The organism is Cupriavidus necator A5-1 (assembly GCF_000744095.1).
Taxonomy (GTDB): Bacteria; Pseudomonadota; Gammaproteobacteria; order Burkholderiales; family Burkholderiaceae; genus Cupriavidus; species Cupriavidus necator_A.
Genome location: NZ_JQLI01000001.1, coordinates 1,705,135 through 1,722,535, shown reverse-complemented (window position 1 = coordinate 1,722,535; position 17,401 = coordinate 1,705,135). Strand labels below are relative to the sequence as shown.

17 protein-coding genes and 2 pseudogenes are annotated in these 17,401 nt (G+C 66.5%); 6 read left to right on the top strand and 13 right to left on the bottom strand.

The window, feature by feature from the left end:
- Positions 1-7: 7 nt before the first annotated feature.
- From K307_RS07545 to K307_RS07530, 4 genes are read right to left on the bottom strand one after another with little or no spacing between them, the layout of a single operon-like run.
- On the bottom strand, positions 8-1,351 hold the full coding sequence (locus K307_RS07545; RefSeq protein ID WP_042877386.1) for an amidase: 1,344 nt from the start codon (positions 1,349-1,351) through the stop codon (positions 8-10).
- A 2-nt stretch (positions 1,352-1,353) separates the two neighbouring features.
- Positions 1,354-1,734 carry a cupin gene (locus tag K307_RS07540; protein ID WP_042877383.1) on the bottom strand — a complete coding sequence of 127 codons (381 nt, stop codon included), beginning with the start codon at positions 1,732-1,734 and terminating at the stop codon, positions 1,354-1,356.
- Positions 1,735-1,778: 44 nt separating this feature from the next.
- Complete coding sequence (locus K307_RS07535; protein WP_042877381.1) at positions 1,779-3,263, bottom strand: 4-hydroxyphenylacetate 3-hydroxylase family protein; 1,485 nt, start codon at positions 3,261-3,263, stop codon at positions 1,779-1,781.
- Between the two features lie 37 nt (positions 3,264-3,300).
- A complete protein-coding gene (locus K307_RS07530) occupies positions 3,301-3,834 on the bottom strand; it encodes a flavin reductase family protein (protein WP_051974747.1) in 534 nt (177 codons plus the stop codon).
- Between the two features lie 369 nt (positions 3,835-4,203).
- On the opposite strand from K307_RS07530, the gene K307_RS07525 reads away from it, so the two are divergent.
- The gene (locus tag K307_RS07525; RefSeq protein WP_042877377.1) at positions 4,204-5,427 is read left to right on the top strand and encodes an IscS subfamily cysteine desulfurase; all 1,224 of its coding nucleotides are present in this window, start codon (positions 4,204-4,206) and stop codon (positions 5,425-5,427) included.
- A gap of 10 nt (positions 5,428-5,437) precedes the next feature.
- On the opposite strand, the gene K307_RS07520 is transcribed toward K307_RS07525, so the two are convergent.
- Positions 5,438-5,980, bottom strand: a complete 543-nt coding sequence (locus K307_RS07520) for a MarR family winged helix-turn-helix transcriptional regulator (RefSeq protein ID WP_042877374.1) — start codon at positions 5,978-5,980, stop codon at positions 5,438-5,440.
- A 20-nt stretch (positions 5,981-6,000) separates the two neighbouring features.
- On the opposite strand from K307_RS07520, the gene K307_RS07515 reads away from it, so the two are divergent.
- Entirely contained in the window at positions 6,001-6,675 is a 675-nt protein-coding gene (locus tag K307_RS07515; RefSeq protein ID WP_329955814.1) for a nuclear transport factor 2 family protein, read from the top strand.
- 37 nt (positions 6,676-6,712) lie between these two features.
- Here the strand turns inward: K307_RS07515 and K307_RS45880 are convergent, their stop codons facing one another.
- Entirely contained in the window at positions 6,713-6,904 is a 192-nt protein-coding gene (locus tag K307_RS45880) for a VOC family protein (RefSeq protein ID WP_051974746.1), read from the bottom strand.
- A 255-nt stretch (positions 6,905-7,159) separates the two neighbouring features.
- On the opposite strand from K307_RS45880, the gene K307_RS07505 reads away from it, so the two are divergent.
- The gene (locus K307_RS07505) at positions 7,160-7,528 is read left to right on the top strand and encodes a tripartite tricarboxylate transporter substrate-binding protein (RefSeq protein ID WP_230625580.1); all 369 of its coding nucleotides are present in this window, start codon (positions 7,160-7,162) and stop codon (positions 7,526-7,528) included.
- A 239-nt stretch (positions 7,529-7,767) separates the two neighbouring features.
- Here K307_RS07505 and K307_RS07500 read toward each other — a convergent pair whose 3' ends face one another.
- From K307_RS07500 to K307_RS07485, 4 genes are all read right to left on the bottom strand, one after another.
- Positions 7,768-8,604 carry an intradiol ring-cleavage dioxygenase gene (locus K307_RS07500; protein ID WP_042877371.1) on the bottom strand — a complete coding sequence of 279 codons (837 nt, stop codon included), beginning with the start codon at positions 8,602-8,604 and terminating at the stop codon, positions 7,768-7,770.
- A 47-nt stretch (positions 8,605-8,651) separates the two neighbouring features.
- Positions 8,652-9,242 carry a malonic semialdehyde reductase gene (locus tag K307_RS07495; protein WP_042877369.1) on the bottom strand — a complete coding sequence of 197 codons (591 nt, stop codon included), beginning with the start codon at positions 9,240-9,242 and terminating at the stop codon, positions 8,652-8,654.
- 80 nt (positions 9,243-9,322) lie between these two features.
- A complete protein-coding gene (locus tag K307_RS07490; RefSeq protein ID WP_042877366.1) occupies positions 9,323-10,876 on the bottom strand; it encodes a 4-hydroxyphenylacetate 3-hydroxylase family protein in 1,554 nt (517 codons plus the stop codon).
- 85 nt (positions 10,877-10,961) lie between these two features.
- Positions 10,962-11,519: a flavin reductase gene (locus tag K307_RS07485; protein WP_051974745.1), complete on the bottom strand. Its 558-nt coding sequence runs from the start codon at positions 11,517-11,519 to the stop codon at positions 10,962-10,964.
- A 138-nt stretch (positions 11,520-11,657) separates the two neighbouring features.
- On the opposite strand from K307_RS07485, the gene K307_RS07480 reads away from it, so the two are divergent.
- Positions 11,658-12,614, top strand: coding sequence for a LysR family transcriptional regulator (locus tag K307_RS07480; RefSeq protein WP_042877364.1), 957 nt, complete (start codon positions 11,658-11,660; stop codon positions 12,612-12,614).
- A gap of 103 nt (positions 12,615-12,717) precedes the next feature.
- A complete protein-coding gene (locus tag K307_RS07475) occupies positions 12,718-13,554 on the top strand; it encodes an FAD synthetase family protein (protein WP_051974744.1) in 837 nt (278 codons plus the stop codon).
- A gap of 23 nt (positions 13,555-13,577) precedes the next feature.
- Here the strand turns inward: K307_RS07475 and K307_RS07470 are convergent, their stop codons facing one another.
- On the bottom strand, positions 13,578-14,318 hold the full coding sequence (locus K307_RS07470) for an SDR family oxidoreductase (protein ID WP_042877362.1): 741 nt from the start codon (positions 14,316-14,318) through the stop codon (positions 13,578-13,580).
- Between the two features lie 111 nt (positions 14,319-14,429).
- Between K307_RS07470 and K307_RS07465 the strand changes: the two genes are divergently transcribed.
- Positions 14,430-15,353 (top strand): LysR family transcriptional regulator, encoded by a 924-nt coding sequence (locus K307_RS07465; RefSeq protein WP_042877359.1) that lies wholly within the window; start codon positions 14,430-14,432, stop codon positions 15,351-15,353.
- A 21-nt stretch (positions 15,354-15,374) separates the two neighbouring features.
- Here K307_RS07465 and K307_RS07460 read toward each other — a convergent pair.
- Positions 15,375-15,798 (bottom strand): annotated as a pseudogene (locus tag K307_RS07460) (carboxymuconolactone decarboxylase family protein).
- A gap of 116 nt (positions 15,799-15,914) precedes the next feature.
- Positions 15,915-17,377, bottom strand: a pseudogene (locus K307_RS07455) (PLP-dependent aminotransferase family protein).
- Positions 17,378-17,401 lie beyond the last annotated feature (24 nt).

Genomic DNA, 17,401 nt, shown 5'->3' with positions numbered 1-17,401 from the left:
CCGGGGTCTAACCTCGTTCATGCCGCAGCGCCGCCTCGACCCCCATGCCGATCGCCAGCAGCGTGCGGTCGGCAAGGTGGCGGCCGAACAGCATCAGCCCGACCGGCGCCTCGCCGGGGCGATGGCAGGGAACCGACAGCGAGCACAGGTCCAGCATGTTGGCGATGGCCGGATTGCGCAGCAGCAGCCGGTTGGTGGTGAAGAAGGCGTCGTCATCGTCGAGGTCCGCAATGCGCGGCGCGACGATCTGCACGGTCGGCAGGACCACCGCATCGAAGCCCGCCAGTTCGGCGTCGGCCTGCCGGCACAGCTCGCTGCGGCGCTGCCGCATGCGCAGGTAATCGGCGGCGCGCTGTCCGTCCGCCAGCCGGATGCGAGACAGCACGCGCGGGTCGTAGCGGTCGGCATGCGTCGCCACCAGGCTGCCGTGCCAGGCGCTGGCCTCGGCCGCAACCAGGCCACCGTGCGCGCCGAGCTCGGCCAGCTGATTCCAGCTGTCGAAGGCCACGTCCTGCAGCAAGGCGCCGGCCGCGGACAGCCGGCGCAGCGTGCGGCTGAAGACCTCGGCAACCTCGTCGGAGATGCCCTCCAGCACCAGCCCGGTCGGGACGGCCAGGCGCAGGCCCGCGAGCGGCGCCGCTGCCGTGGGCCCCTCCTCGCCTGCCATCACCGCATCGACGGCGGCACAGCACGCAACCGTATTGGCCAGGCACCCGACCGAGTCGTAGCTGGGCGACAGCGGTACCGCACCCTGTAGCGGCACGCGGCTTGCCGTGGGCTTGAAGCCGACGATGCCGCACAGCGCCGCCGGGATGCGGCAGGAGCCGCCGGTGTCAGAACCGACCGCGGCCAGCGCCATGCCATCGGTCACGGACACCGCTGCTCCGGACGACGATCCGCCCGGAATGCGGCCGGCTTGCCGGTCGAACGGGTTGCGCGGGGTGCCATAGTGCGGATTGATGCCGACACCCGAGTAGGCGAACTCGGTCATATTGGTACGCCCGACCAGCACGGCTCCCGCCGCACGCAAGCGCGCGATGGCCGGCGCATCCGCGCCGGCGGGCCGCTCCGGCAGCACGCGGGCACCGGCGCGGGTCACGTCGCCCTGCACGTCGAACAGATCCTTCACGGAAACGGGCAACCCGGCAAGCGGGCCCGCCACGCCCTGTTCGCGCAGCATGTCGCTCGCCTGGGCCTGCTTGCGGGCCGCCATGCTGACGCCATGGGGGAAGAAGCGCGCGCCTTCGCCGCCCGGATTGCAGATGCGTTCGACGCATGAGGCCAACAGCGACTGGGCATTGGCGCTGCCGTCGGCAAGCCGGCGCCTGGTGGCGGCTATGGTGGCTTCCATGATCAGGCCGGGTCGTAGTAGTGGATTTCCAGCAGCATGCAACCGCCGTTCGACTTGAACGGACCGTGGAATGCGCCGGGCGGACGGCAGGCGTAGGTGTTGGGCGCGAAGGCTTCGCCGCCCTCCCCGTTGACATCGTTGCCGACAGTCAGGTCGCCACTGAGCAGGTAGACCTCCTCCCAGTACTCGTGCACGAACGGCGCGGTGGTGAAGACACCCGGGTCAAAGCGCAGCAGGCGAGTGCGACTGCCGCCGCGGCCGCCTTCGTCCAGCGCGCCGGACAGGATCTTCTGCTGGATGCCGGCGGGATAGCCGTGCGGGACCTCCCAGTCGGACGCCAGGTCTAGGGTATGGAACTCGTCGTGAAGCTTGTTGATTGCCATGCTGATCTCCGTTATCGGGGCAAGGGGAAAACAATGCGGGCGTGTCAGGCCGCCTGCGGCAGCCGGGCCAGCTCGTCTTCGAGGGAATAGCTGCCGAGCATGTGGTCGACCAGGCCGGAAGCGCTCTTCCAGTCGTAGGTCCGGTAGGCGTGGCCCTTGGTGACGAAGGTGGCGCCGGCGTAGAACATCTCGTACTGGTTATGGCGCGAGGCGAACTCGGACCCGACGGCATCCCAGGCCAGCTTGAAGAACTTGACGCGCTCCTCCGGGCTGCACACCGGCGACTTCTGCGTCTTGGCGATGATCTCGGCGAGCGCGGGGTTGGCGAAATCCCCGATGCTCGACGGCAGCATGATCATGCCGCCGCCGGCCAGCTCGCGCAGCGTGTTGAGCACCTTGGCATAGAGCTGCTGCGTCGCCACCTGCGAGCCATACAGCATGCTGCGGTCGGGCACGAAGTAGCCGTTCTGGTTGACCTGGCCCTTGGCCTCCATGCCGTAGACCCAGGCCTCGACCATGCCCGCCTCCGCGGCGAGCTGGCCCAGCAGCTCCCTGACCTGCGGGAAGCCGTTGGTGCCGTTGATCTCGGTGATCCGGTGCGCGAGTCCGACCAGGAAGCGCAGCTTCACCATCAACCGCACCTGGCACTGGTAGTTCTGGTAGACATGGGCGGGCGTGGCGTGGAACTGCTTTGCGCACATGGCGACGTCGCCCGCGACGAAGATCCGCTCCCACGGCACCTTGACGTCGTCGAAATAGAGCACGGCATCGTTCTCGTCGAAGCGGCTCGCGAGCGGGTTGTCGAAGACCGAGGTCGCGTTCGCCTCATACGACTTGCGCGACATCACCTTCAGCCCTTTGGTGTTCATCGGCACCGCGAAGGACAAGGCGTACATCTCGTCGCCCTCGCGCAGCGGCTGGATGCAGCTGCAGAACACCTCGTTGGCCATGATGCCGCTGGTGGCCAGCATCTTCGCGCCGCGCACCGTGATGCCCTCGGCATCCTGGTCGACAATGCCCACGGCCAGGTACTTGTCCTCCTGCTCGTGCGCGGCCTTGGCCTGGTTGGCCTGCGGGTTCACGATCACATAGGTCAGGAACAGGTCGTTGTCGCGGGCATAGCGGTAGTAATCGCGCAAGGCACCGGCGCGTGCGGGATCGGCCTGCTCGAGCACGTCGATGCCCATGACCATGCCTGAGATGCAGGAGGCGACGTGGTCGGGCGAGCGGCCCATGAAGCCGTAGTGCAGCGCAGTCCAGGCTTCCAGCATCTGGCGGCGCTCGACCAGCTCGTTGTAGCTGGTGGGGAGCTCCCAGATGCGGCTGACGCGCCGGTCCGTGCCTTCGGGCTGGAAGGTCATCTTGTCGATGTTCTCGGGACGCGCCTGGTAATCGTAGAGATTGGCGTAGCTGCGAATCGAGTTGCGGAACGCCGGGTGCACCGTGACGTCCGTGACCCGCTTGCCGTCCAGATACACTTCGCGGCCATCGCGCAGCATCGCGATGTGTTGGCTACCGGTCTTGATCATGTCGTTCTCCTGTCCTGACTGCCTGTGTTTTGTGGATTTACGCGGCGGCCGGGATGTGTTCCAGTGCCCGGTACGTGCCGCCAAAGAAGATCAGGGGCCGGCCGTCGTGCCGGGCCTGATGGCGGACCACCCGCCCGATGAAGATGACGTGGTCGCCGCCGTCGTGCATCGCATAGGGCTCGCATTCGAACGTGGCCAGCGCATCCGGCAGCAGCACATGGCGCTCGCCGTCCTGCGCGCCGAAGTCGATGCCCTCCCACTTGCCTGTGTTCGCCTTCGCGAACCGGTTCGAGATATCCTTCTGCGCCTCGGTCAGCACGTTGACCGCGAAGCGGCGCGCCGCGCGCAGGTCGCCCAGGCTCAGGCAGCGGCGGTCGACCGAGAACAGCACCAGCGGCGGGTCCAGCGACACCGAGTTGAACGACGCCACCGTGATGCCGACCGGCACCCCCTCTTCGCGCGGCGCCGTAATCACGGCGACACCCGTTGCAAACATCGCCAGCGCATTCCTGAAGCGGCGCTGTGCATCGGCGTCCATCTCGACGCCACGACCGGCAGATGACTCAGCCATCACGACTCCTACGCATGTTTGTTCCACCAACTCTATTACTTTGTTTATTAGCTTTGTAAGTTAGGTTTTATTGAATGCTATGTAGCAACGCTATTCAAGTTAGCGGAAACCCTAGTCGGAATCGGGATGGCACGCGGCCCGCTCCCTGGTGGAATCCGCAAAGCCTTGCTGCGAAAGGCTTTGCGGGCAGCATGCGGGGTCATCAGACACGCCGGCAGAGCCAGTGGAATCGCGTCGAGCAACCCTACCGGCAGCATGGCGCCCACCCGGCGCGCGGGCACCCGGTGCTAGACTCGGCCCCACTTTCCTTGACCAGCGGGTTCGCCTGCACACGGTCCTCCCCACCTCCGCATCCAGGAAATGAGCCCCATGCCAACCGAACCGAAAGCCCTTCCGATCTACATGGACTACAGCGCGACGACGCCGGTCGACGCCCGCGTCGTCGAGAAGATGGTCCCGTTCCTGCACCACCAGTTCGGCAACCCGGCTTCACGCAGCCACTACTACGGCTGGCAGGCGGAAGAGGCGGTGGAGACCGCGCGCGCGCATGTCGCGGCGCTGCTCAATGCCGACCCGCGCGAGATCGTCTGGACCTCCGGCGCGACCGAGGGCAACAACCTGGCCATCAAGGGCGCGGCGCATTTCTATCGGGGCAGGGGCAACCACATCGTCACGGTCAGGACCGAGCACAAGGCGGTGCTCGATACCTGCCGCGAGCTGGAACGGCAGGGCTTTGCGGTGACTTACATGGATGTCGGCGAGGACGGTCTGGTCGATCTAGCCACGCTGCGCGGCGTATTGCGGCCGGACACCATCCTGGTGTCGGTGATGATGGTCAACAACGAGATCGGCGTGATCCAGCCGGTCGCGCAGATTGGCGAGATCTGCCGCGGCGCAGGCATCGTGTTCCACTGCGACGCGGTGCAGGCCGCGGGCAAGGTTCCCATCGACCTGGAGGCACTGAAGATCGACCTGCTTACGGTGACCGCGCACAAGGTCTACGGCCCCAAGGGCATCGGCGCGCTCTACGTGCGGCGCAAGCCGCGCATCCGGCTGGAAGCGCAGATCCACGGCGGCGGGCATGAGCGCGGCATGCGCTCCGGCACCCTGCCGACGCACCAGATCGTGGGCATGGGCGAAGCCTTCAGGCTGGCAAGACTGGAACTGGCGGAAGAAGCGCGCCGTGTGGGCGTGCTGCGCGACCGGCTGCTGGCGGGGCTGTCGCGGCTGGACGAGGTCTACGTCAATGGCAGCCTCGCGCACCGCATCCCACATAACCTGAACATCAGCTTCAACTTTGTCGAAGGCGAGTCCCTGATCATGGGCATCAAGGACGTGGCGGTGTCGTCTGGCTCGGCCTGCACCTCAGCCTCGCTGGAGCCGTCGTTCGTGCTGCGCGCGCTCGGCCGCAGCGACGAACTGGCGCACAGCTCGATCCGCTTTACGCTGGGCCGCTATACCATCGAAGCGGAAGTCGATGAAGTCATCCGGCAGGTCAGCGCCACGGTGTCGCGGCTGCGCGAACTCAGCCCGCTATGGGAAATGCATCAGGAGGGCATCGATGTCGGCGCCGTGCAGTGGGCCGCGCACTGAAGGCAGGGGGCTAGCCCTTCTGGCGGCGGGCCTGCAGGTGCTCCAGGTCGAGCGCGGCGCGGTCGCCGTTGGCGACCAGGCGGTCGACCACCGAACACAGCACCTTGAATTCGGTGCGGGTGACGCCGTCGAACAGCACGTCATTGATCTGCTGCTGCACCGGCAGCAGTTCATTGAGCAGCTTCGATCCCGCCGCCGTGATGGTCAGCCGCATCTTGCGCTTGTCGTCGGGATGGGCCTTCTTGTCGATCAGGCCGAGCTTCTTCAGCTTGCCGGTTTCGATGGTAATGAACGGGCCGCTCAGGTGCAGGTGGTCGGCCAGCTGGTTCACCGTCACCTCGCCTTGCTGCGAAAGGTGCGAAATGGAGCGGATCAGCGAGTACTGCACCCCGGTCAGGCCGATCAGGTTGCCGAAGCCGTCGCGCACGGAAAGCAGCCGCGCGGCAAACGGCAACAGGCCATTGACCAGGTGCCGGAACTCGCGGTCCGAGCCATCGATCAGGCAAGCCGGATGCGTGATCGTCAGAGTCTTGCTTGCAGGATTCGTCGCCATCGTCGCTTATGTCATTTAGCTTGCAAGGCAAGCTTTGTGCCAAATTCTATCAAACCCTCTGCATCGCCCCGGCGCTTGCGTGCCATCCCCTCCACCCCGAAAGGTTACCCGGCATGAACCCGATCTCACTCACCGCGGCGAAAGCGCTGCTCGCCCTCTATGTCGAGGCCAAGGACAACAATCGGCCGGCGCTGATCGCTGAAGCGTTTGCGCAGGATGCGTCGCTGACGTTCTCGATCGACACCGACACCATCAGCTTTCCGGCGAAGACGGAAGGCGCGCCGGCCATCGCCGCGACGCTGGTGAGCGACTTTGCGAAGACGTTCGACCACTGTCGGACCTACTACATCGGCGACACCGCCGCCGCGCTCACCGGGAACACCATGACAATCCCGTGGCTGGTGGTGATGCGCGAAACGGCGGCCCACACCTTGCGCGCGGGAAAAGGCTTCTACAGCTGGGGCTTCGCCGCCGGGGACGACGGTTCCTACCGTATCGCCAGCCTGCATATTCATATCGAGCGGATGGACTCGGTGCCGGATCCGGGCGCGGCAGTGCTGTCGGCCTTGCAGTCGTCGCTGCCCTATCCCTGGTTGCCCGAGCCAGCGCTGAAGACGGTCATTGAAGGCAGCGCTGCGGCACAGCCCGGACTTGCGTTCCTGCGGGCCTTTGCGGAGCCGGCACGCATGCCATAGGCAGTGCCTTGGCGAAAGTCGGCGCCATCCGTACGCGTCATTGCAGGTTCAGCTGCCACGACACCCCATAGCGGTCATTGACCCAGCTGAAGCGGCGGCTGAACCCGTAGTTGTCCGGCGGCATCAGCACCATGCCGCCGGTCGAGAGCCAGCCAAAGGCCTTGTCGAACTCGGCTTCGCTCTCGCACTCGACGAAGAGCGACAGGGAAGGCAGTGAAGGTGAAGGCATGTTTCACCGGGCTGTCGATACAGATGATGTCCTGACCGGACAGGGTGACTGCGCGCTTGACGCTGCCTTGCGCGCCGGGCTCGCCCGCGCCGTATCGTTCGAGCGCGCGCCATCAAGGGCAGGATTTCCCGGAGCAAGTCTGATGAAACCAATCGCACATGCACTGGCTGCAACATGTCTGACGCTGGCAACCACGCTCGCAACCACGCTGGCCTTCGCCGGCCCCTACCCTGACAAGCCAACCAGGTGCAGCTGATGTTCGACAACCTGCCGGGCTCGTTGCCGCATGTGAAGGCGGGCCGCCTGCGTGCGCTGGCAGTGACCAGCGCCACGCGCTCGCCCGCGCTGCCGGACGTGCCGACCATGGCCGAGGCTGGTATCAGCGGCTACGAGGCGGATGTCTGGTTCGGCGTGGTCGGGCCGCGCGGCTTGCCGCCGGCCGTGGCCAGCCGCTTGTCGCAGGAAATCACGCGTATTGCGCAGGACAAGGCGATGCGGGACAAGCTGGTGCAGGCGGGGGCGTCGCCGCTGACTTCGACACCGGAGCAGTTCTCGGTGCTGATCCGGCGCGATACGGACAAGTGGGCGAAGCTGGTGCGGGAATCGGGGGCGAGTATTGATTGAGGTGAGTAGCGGGAGTACTCGGCCGGCGCGGCATGCCGGCCGAGAATGCTGGCAAAGCTGAAACTGTGAGTGTTGCCTCCCCTCTCCCATTTATGGGAGAGGGGCGGGGGAGAGGGCAGGCGCCTCCTCGAAGCGGGGCGCCCCGATGCTTGCCATGCGCCTGCCCTCTCCCCCGGCCCCTACCGCAAGCGGGAGAGGGGAGCAAACCGGTGGCGTAGACAGTCTGTCAGCAAACCTTGCTACGCCCCCTGCGCGCGATTCAGCACGAAGTCGAAATCGAGCCGCCAGCTGCCATCACCCTGCCGAACCCACTCCCCCACCAGCGACTCGCGCACACCAAACACCGCGTCGGAATCGAGATACTGGTCGCCCTTGCGGAAAACATGGGTGACCAGCGTCTCGTAGCCCGGCGCCTGGATCATGAAGTGCAGGTGCGCGGGCCGCCACGGGTGCCGGCCCGTGGCACGCAGCAAGTCACCCACCGGGCCGTCATCCGGGATCGGGTACGCCTGCGCCAGCACCGTGCGGAAGCGGAACCTGCCGTTCGCATCGCTGTGCAGCACGCCACGCCCCTGGGCCTGGTCCAGGCCGGCATACTGCACGTCGTAGCGGCCGTCGGCATCGGCCTGCCAGACATCGATGGTCGCACCCGCAACCGGCTCCCCGGCGAGGTCGCGGATGGTGCAGGACACTTCGCACGGCTCGCCTTTGGCGCCGTTGGCGAGATCGGCGCCATCCTCGTAGTGTGGTGCGCCTTCCACGTGGAACGGGCCGAACACCGTGGCTTCGGTGCAGCCGGCCGGCTTCCGGTTGTTCATGCAGACCGTCAGCATCGACAGGCCGAGCACGTCGCTGAGCAGGATGAATTCCTGCCGCTTGTCATCGCACTTGTGGCCGGTGGCTGTCAGGAAGCGGATGCCCTGCAACCACTCCGCCTCCGTCAGCCTCACTTCGCGTGCAAAGTCGTGCAGGTGCCGCACCAGGCTGGCGACGATCTCCCTGACGCGTGGATCGGGCGTGTCGTCCAGGCGCGCCAGCACCGCCTGGGTGATGGTGTCCTCGTCGAGGTTGCGCATGCTTGTCTCCGTTGGATGGTGGGGAAGCCGGGGTCGGACCGTACGGGCTACGCCAGCGTGCAGGCCTGCTCGAACGCCAAGCGCGGGCTGCGCGGAAACACCCGGCCGGGATCGCCATGGCCCAGCCCACAGATAAAGTTAGACCGGATCGTCGTTCCCGCAAAGAAAGCCACGTCCACCGCGGCATTGTTGAAGCCCGACATCGGACCGCAATCCAGCCCGACCGCGCGCGCCGCCATGATCAGGTACGCCCCCTGCAGCGTGCCATTGCGGAACGCCGTGGTCTCGGCAAAGGCGGCCTTCTCCGGGCCCTCGAACCAGGACTTGACCGCAGGGTTGTGCGGAAACAGTTCTGGCAGGTGGTCGTAGAAGCGGGTGTCATAGCCGACGATGGCCACCACCGGCGCGTTCATCACCTTGTCGACGTTGGCCGGCGCCACGGCGCCCGCGAGCTTTTGCTTGGCTTCCATGCTGCGTGCGAAGACGATGCGCGCAGGCGAGCAGTTGACCGAGGTCGGGCCGAACTTCATCTGGTCATAGATCTCGCGCAGCCTGGCATCGGGGACGTCGCGGTCGAGCCAGCCGTTCTGGCTGCGTGCCTCGCCGAACAGGGTAGCAAGGGAAATGGTGGCAGTCATGATGGTTTCCTTCTCTTGTGGATGCAAAAAAAACGCCGGCGGGCCGGGCGGAGCCCCTTCCTCCCGCCCGCCGTGCGCGGTTAAATCGCCATGGCGCCCGCAAGCGCGACTTCTTCCTGGTGCCGTGCGGCGTCGAGCGCCTTGGCGTAGTCGGCGGTCTTGCGGTATTCGGTGTCGTCGGTCACCGCCGAGTCGATGCCGCACACCTGCCGCGCCAGCTTGCCGTACGGGCCGGAGCCCGAGAACTCGGCGCGCTGCATGGTCAGCATGCGGATGCTCTGCAGCGGCGTGCCGTTGAAGTTCTCGAACACGAGCAGGCGGCTGCCCCAGTCGCTGAGGAACAGGTCGCGGATCACGCGGCCGATCTTCACGCGGTCATGCGGGCGGCCCACCGGGCCGTTGTTCATGCGCTCGAACCAGCCGTTGAGCTTGTCGTCGTTCCACTGGTCCTCGCTGGCAAAGATCAACGCACTGCGGCCCGACAGGTCCACCAGCTCGTAGATCATCTGCGAGAAGTTCTCAAGGTAAAGCGCGCGCCCGAAGTCGTAGATCAGGATGTTGGGCTTGTAGTGGCCGCCGGGCGTATGGAAGCCTAGTTCCTCACTGGCGATCACGTGCGCGAGCATGGCCTGGTGGAAGCCGATCAGCTTGGCCACGCGCGTCTGCACGGCCGGGATCTTGTTGGTGCCGATATGCTCGGTGATCAGCACCGCCAGGCCGGCCACCAGCTCGGCCCGCACCATCTGGCGGATCAGCGCATGGTAGTGCAGCCAGTCGAACACGCGCTGCGGGTACAGCTTGGCATGGTTGGGATTGCCGATGTGGAAGACGTGCGACCACGGGATGAAGACGTTCTCGAACACGGTCATGCCATCGAGTTCGTCGCCCTGCGCGGCAAGCGGGTGCTCGACCTTGTCTTCCTTGACCAGGCTTTCGCGGCAAACGATGGTCACGCCCGGCGTGTTGACCGGTGTCGCGGCAAAGATGACCTGCTCGCCGGGAATCCCGGGGCGGAAGAACACGCCGATGTGGATCCAGTCGGCAAAGGCCACGCCGGTGCCGATGGCCTTCACGCCGTTCACCACGATGCCCTTGTCGTTCTTTTCCACCACGCGCAGGCCGGGCGAGCGCTCCTGCGCGTCCGGGCTGGAACGGTCCATCTGCGGGTCCACGAACTGCGGGGCGCAGTTCAGGTCATGCTCCCGGGCGTAGCGGATAAAGTCGACGATATTGCCGGCCTGGATATGCCCGTCGGCGCCGATCGACTGCGTTTCCCACGGCGCGGGGTCGTCGATGTAGGTGGTCAGCACATAATTGTTGACGTCCGGCGTGCGGGGGAACGACGCGCCCGCCATCTCGCGCATGACGGTCTCGTGGTACTTGCGCTTGCGGCGCAGCTGCTCCTTGTCGCGGTGGCCGAACCACTGCATGGCACGGCGTTGGCCATCCTCGTCGATATAAGTCATCACGTCCTGCAGGTCCGGACGATGGTGCAGGTCGTAGAAATCGGCGTGGCGCTGCGCGTAGTCGCGTGTCTTGGGGTGGGTGGCAACGTTGTCGATCTTCTCGTTGCCGACCCAGACGTCGCGGCCGTCGTTCAGGGATTCCAGGTACTGCTTGCCGGTACGAATCATGGCGGTGTCTCCTTGGCAAAAGCTCTGCTGCGCGGGCCGTGCGGACTCGCGTGGTTTGGGGTTCAGGGAAAGCGGCGCGCGGCGCCTAAGCTGCGACCGGTGTGGTAGTCGCGTAGCTGCGCTGGCAATAGACCAAAGGGGGAACGCTGTCCGTCTCGTCGTGCGCGGCCGCTACGACCCGGGCGAGGAAGATGCTGTGGCTCCCCACTTCGAAGGCCTCGCTGACGCGGCAGTCCAGCGTCAGCGAGGCATCGCTGCTGCACGGCGACCCGGTGCGCTGCCGATGCCAGGTGCCGGTGGCAAAGCGTTCGGGCATCGGCAGCCCGCCGGCGCCGGCGAAAACCTGCGACAGCCCGGACTGCCCCGCGTGCAGCCAGTTGACACTGAGCACGCCGTTGGCCTTGATGACCGCATTGGCGTAGCTGTTGCGATTGATGCAGACCAGCACTGTCGGCGGGTTGTCGCAAACCGAGCAGACCGCCGAGCAGGTCACGCCCGCCTCGCCAGCCTGGCCATTGGTGGCAATCACCGTCACCGGCGTGGCGGCGCGCGACAGCGCCTCCCTGAACCGCTGCGCACTGATGCCATCGAGAAGTTCTCTGTGCTGGCTGCTCGGCGGCGCCGAGAAGGGAAATCCGTTCATGTCGTCCTCCTTTGGTGATGACTTCTCGCATCCCGGTCCATGTGTAGCCACCGGTGCGATGCGCGCTTGTTGTATTCATGGCGGCGCGTTCCACGTAGACTAGTTGCAACGCCGGACTTCTACTATTGAGACGACGTCATGGACACTATTCCTCAGCGGCATGAAGACGACCTGGGCCTGCATCACCTGCAGGTGCTCGACGTGCTGCTCGCCGAGCGCAGCCTGACCAGGGCCGCACGCGTGCTCAACATCACGCAGCCGGCGCTGAGCAAGACGCTGGCAAAGCTGCGCACGTACTTTGGCGATCCGCTGTTCGTGCGCGTGGCCTTGCGCATGGAACCCACGCCCAAGGCACTGGCGCTGGCCGAGCCGGTGCGCGGCATCCTGGAACGCATGCGCGCGCTGCGTTCAGACCACGTGGTCTTTGATCCCGCCACGTCGTCACGCACCTTCAGCTTGTTCGTTGTCGATGCCGGCGGGGCGCAGATGCTGCCGCCGCTCATCAACCGCCTGGCCAACGACGCGCCCGGCGTGCATGTGCAGGCCGTCAATTGCGACGCACAGCACATCGACCTGTGGCTGGAGTCCGGGCTGGTCGACCTGGCCATAGGCTCGTTCCCCGGCCTGACGCAGGGCATTCGGCGCCAGCCGCTGTGGCGCGAGCGCTATGTGGCCGTGACGCGCCGCGGCCACCCGCGCCTGGGCGCGAGCCCGGACCTCGCGGCGTTCATCGCGGAGCAGCACGTGCTGGTCACGGCAGCGGGGACCGGGCACGAGCATCTGTCGGTGGAGCGCGCGGTGGAGGCCACCGTGCCGGTCGAGAGGATCGTCTGTCGCGTGCCCATGTTCACGACCGCCGCGCTGGTGGCATGCCGCTCCGACGCGGTGGCACTGTTGCCGATGACGCTGGGCCGCATCCTGGCCGACGAGATGGGGCTGCAACTGGTCACGCCACCGCTGGCCTTGCCCGAGATCGAGATTGCGATGTACTGGCACGACCGCGTGCATCGCGAGAGCGGCAACCAGTGGATACGCGGGGTACTGCGCGAGTTGTTCCAGCAGCAGGCGTCGGCCGTGCCTGAGGCATCGGGGTAAGCCCTCACCATCGCGCTGGTTATAGTTGCTATGCTGGCGCGCCCGCTGGCAGCGCGGGCCGGTGCCGCCTAGCATGGCTCTCATGTTTCACCGGGAGCCTCCCATGCAGCTACTCTCCGAAGCAGAAGCCTTCGCGCCGTCCGGCGCCGTGGTATCGATCGGCATGTTCGATGGCGTGCATCGCGGACACCGCGCCGTGCTGGCGCAGTTGCGCGCCCGCGGCGATGCGCTGGGGCTGCCTACCGTGGTGGTCACCTTCGATCCGCACCCGCGTGCCGTGGTCACGCCGCACCGCGCGCCGCCGCTGCTCGGCAGCGTCGGGCAGCGCCTGGCGCTACTGGCCGCGAGCGGTGCCGCGGATGCCTGCCTGGTGATCCGCTTTGACCGTGCGCGCAGCGCGCAGCCCGTGGACGCATTCGTCGAACAAACCCTGCTGGGCGGGCTCGGCATGCGGGCCCTGGTGGTGGGGGAGAATTTTGCGTGCGGGCACCAGCGCAAGGGCGACGTGGCTTACCTGGTGCAATCCGGGCTGCGCCACGGCTTTACGGTCAACCCGGTCGCATTGCGGCAGGCAGCCGAAGCCGGCAGCGACGCGCCGTGCTCCTCGACCTACGCCCGGCAGCTGGTGTCGGCCGGCGACGTGGAGCTTGCCGGCGCCGTGCTGGGGCGTCCGTACGAGCTGGCCGGCAACGTCATGGCCGGGCCGGCAGGTCATGCGCTGGCAGTGAGGCTGCCGCAGGGGATCTGCACGCCCGCCCCGGACGATTATGACGGCGCGGTGGCGCAAGCGGGCGATGACACATGGATGCCAGCCGTCCTGCAGGTTCGTGCAGGCGAGTGTGACGTGAGGCTGCACACGCGTGAACCGGCCAGACTGGCAGAGGGCAGCCGCATCGTGCTGCGCTTTACCGCAAGGCGGTTACGCGCGGCGGCCGCGTGAGGCGGCCGCTATCGCTCAAAAAATCAGGCGCTGAACCCGCCATCGATGGTCAGGCTGGCGCCCGTCACGAAGCCGGCTTCCGGACCCGCGACGTAGGCCACCATGCCCGCGATCTCGTCCGGCGTCGCGTGGCGTTGCAGCGCCATCAGGCCATGCAGCGCGGCGCCGAATTCGCCGGCTTCCGGATTCATGTCGGTGTTGGTCGGACCCGGCTGGATGTTGTTGACGGTGATGCCGCGCGGACCCAGGTCGCGCGCCATGCCCTGCACCAGGCCCAGCAGCGCGGACTTGCTCATGGCATACGCGCTGCCGCCGGGGAACGGCATGCGGTCGGCATTGGTGCTGCCGATATTGATAATGCGGCCGCCCTGCCCCATGTGCGCCAGTGCAGCTTTCGCGGCGACGAAGACGGCGCGCACGTTGACGGCGAGCGTCCTGTCGAAGTCTTCCAGCGAGAAGCTCTCGACCGGGCCCAGCAGCAGCACGCCGGCGTTGTTCACCAGGATGTCGAGCTTGCCGAACTGGTGTGCGACTTCGTTGATCGCGCCGGTGAGCGCGCCGGGGTCGGCGGCATCGGCCTGGATGGCGAGCGCGCGGCCGCCGGCGGCCTCCACTTCGGCCACCAGCGCATTAGCCGCGACCGCGGATTGCTGGTAAGTGAAGGCGACTGCCGCGCCCTCGCGCGCCAGGCGGCGGACAATCGCTGCGCCGATGCCGCGGGCGCCACCGGTGACAAAAGCAGTTTTTCCTGAGAGGGTGGTCATGAAGTGCTCCTGAACATGAGAAGTTGGTGAGGACAGTATGGTTGGCGCATTGCATCGCCGGTAGCCACAAATCGGCATCAGCTTTTTCAACCGCTGGTATAAGCTGGAGGCATGGAAGCGCTGAATCTTCTCGAATCGTTCGTCCGGAGTGCTGAAGCCGGCAGTTTTTCGGCCGCGGCGCGCCAGCTTGGGTTGACGCCTGCCGCGATCAGCAAGAACGTGGCGCGCCTGGAATCGCACCTGGGCCTGCGGCTGTTCCAGCGCAGCACGCGCCAGCTAACGCTGACCGCCAGCGGCGAACAATTCCTGCGGCAGGTATCCGATCCGTTCTCGACCCTGCGCGACGCCTTTGCCAGTGCCTCGCAAGACGCCGGCAAACCCGCGGGCGTGCTGAAAGTCAGCATGGCGCTCGCCTTCGGCAGGGAATACCTGGTACCGCTGCTGGGAGAATTCCTGGAACGCTATCCCGCGATCGTGCCGGACTGGCACTTCGAGAACCGGCCTGTGGACCTGATCCAGGACGGCTTCGATGCCGCGATCGGCGGCGGGATAGAGTTGACCGACGGTGTGGTCGCGCGCGAACTGGCGCATACGCACATCGTGGTGACGGCATCGCCTGCGTACATGAAGGGCAGGCCCTTGCCAAAGCATCCGCGCGATCTTGCCGTCCTCGACGGGATCGTGCGGCGCTCAGGTCCGACCGGCCGGCTGCGCGCGTGGACGCTGCGCAACCAGGTCGGCGAAGAGGCGCCCGCCGAGCACCGCACGCGGATGGTCTTCGACGACCCGGAAGCGATGGCGCATGCGGCCATGCTCGGCTTCGGCGTCGCGCTGCTGCCGACGCCGCATGCCGCCAGCTGGTTGGAGAGCGGTGCGCTGATGCGGCTGCTGCCGGGATGGTATGCCGACAACGGGCCGGTGTCGCTGTACTACCCCAACAAGAAGCTGCTGCCCCCCAAGACGCGCGTGTTCATCGATTTCGTTGTCGACACGTTTCGCCGCGGGGGGCTGGCAACGCGCTTTGACGCGCGCTAAAGCCTGCTGTGCTCTTCCCGCTCAGGCCGGCGTCTTGCGGAACGAGATCGCGAACCGGTTCCACGTGTTGATGGCGGCAACCAGCAGCGTCAGGTCGACCAGTTCGGCATCGGTGAAATGCGGCCGCACGGCTTCCCAGACGGCGTCCGGCACATGGTCTTGCGACACCAGCGTCACGGCTTCGGTCCAGGCGAGCGCCGCCTGTTCGCGCGCGGTGAAGAACGGGGTCTCGCGCCAGACCTGCAGGGTCGTCCTCGCCGCCCTTGCGTGCGTCGGCGGTGTGCAGGTCGATACAGTAGGCGCGGCCGTTGATCTGCGAGGCACGCAGGCGGACCAGCTCCACCAGCGGCTTTTCCAGTTCGCTCTTGGCGATGCGCTCCTCCAGCCCGAGGACGGCCTTGATGGTGGCGGGACTGGCCTTGTAAAAGTCGAGACGTTGTTGCATGACTTGCTCCATTTATCAGGGGAACAGCGGGGATGCCGCTGCCTTGGAGAGAAGATTAGGCGGGCGACTGTTACCACTTTTGCGGTATTTCCAGGTAACCAGTGGCGATCGCGCGCCTACAGGTGCCAGCCTTCCAGCACCTCTGCCAAACGCTGCAGTCCCAGGTGGATTTCGCTTACCTCGATGCCGCCATATCCGAACAGCAGCCCCGCCTGCGTCGCCTGGCCGGCGTACATGCCCGAAATGCCATACAGGCCCACGGATGCCGCATTGGCACGCGCGATCAGGTCGTCTTCAGCCAGGCCTGGCCGCAGCAGCGCCACCAAGTGGATGCCGGCGGCACTGGGCAGCGGCCTCAGCCAGGCTGCCAGCCCGCCATGCAGATGTGCCAGCAGCGCGTTGCGCCTGGCCGCATACACCTTGTGCATGCGGCGCAGGTGCCGGGCGAAGTCGCCATCGTGCATGAAGCGGGCAAGCGCGGCCTGGGTCATGGTGCAGCTATGCCAGTCGATCGCCTGCTTGGCCTGGCGCAGCGCCGCGGTCAGCTCGGCCGGCGGCACGACGTAGCCGATGCGCAGCTCGGGGAAGATCGTCTTCGAGAAGGTGCCGACGTAAGCGACGACATCGGCCTTGTCCAGGCTCTTCAGGGATTCCATCGGCCGCCCTTCGAAGCGGAATTCGCCGTCGTAGTCGTCTTCGACGATCAGCGCGCCGTGCCGTTGCGCCCAGGCAAGCAGCGCCAGGCGGCGCTCCATTTCCATCGGCATGCCCAGCGGGAACTGGTGCGATGGCGTCACGTAGACCATGCGCGCGTCCGGGGGCAACGCGTCCACGACAATGCCCTGGGCGTCGACCGGTACCGGCACCACCTGCGCGCCGGTGGCAGCAAAGAGCATGCGCGGCGGCGGATAGCCCGGGTCCTCCACTGCAATGACATCGCCGTGGCGCACGGTCACGCGTGCGAGCAGGTCCAGTGCCTGCTGGGCGCCCTGCGTGACGAATATCTGCTGCCAGGGCGCCAGCACGGCCCGATTGAACGCGAGGTATCGCGATACCGCTTCGCGCAGGGCCCGCTCACCGACGGGATCGTGATATTCGCCCCGGCCGCGCGCCTGCTCGCGCAAGGCATGGTTCACGCAACGCCGCCATGCCTCGAACGGATAGCGGGTCTTGTCCGTGACGCCCCGACAAAATCGAATTGTGGTGGCGAGCCCGGCCGGGTCATCGGCATGGCGCCGGGCAGCGTCTCCCAGATGGTGAGCGGCCGGGCCGGGGGGCGCGCAGTATCGGGCAAGACGGGGTGCGCCAGCGGATGTGCGGGTGCCTGCGCGAGGCGCGTCATCGCATCGGCCACGAAGGTGCCGTCGCCCGCGCGCGTGCGCAGGTAGCCTTCCGTGATCAGCCGTTCGAACGCATCCAGCGTGGTCTTGCGCGATACACCCAGATTGATCGCCAGCTCGCGGGTGGAAGGCAGCCGCTGGCCCGCCACCAGGCGCCCCTCCATCACGCCGGCGCGCAGTTGCCGGTAGATCTGTCCCGCCAGGTCGTGGCGGCCATGAAGCGCGAGGTGGATATCCATGACAGGCCATCTCCGCAGGCAGCT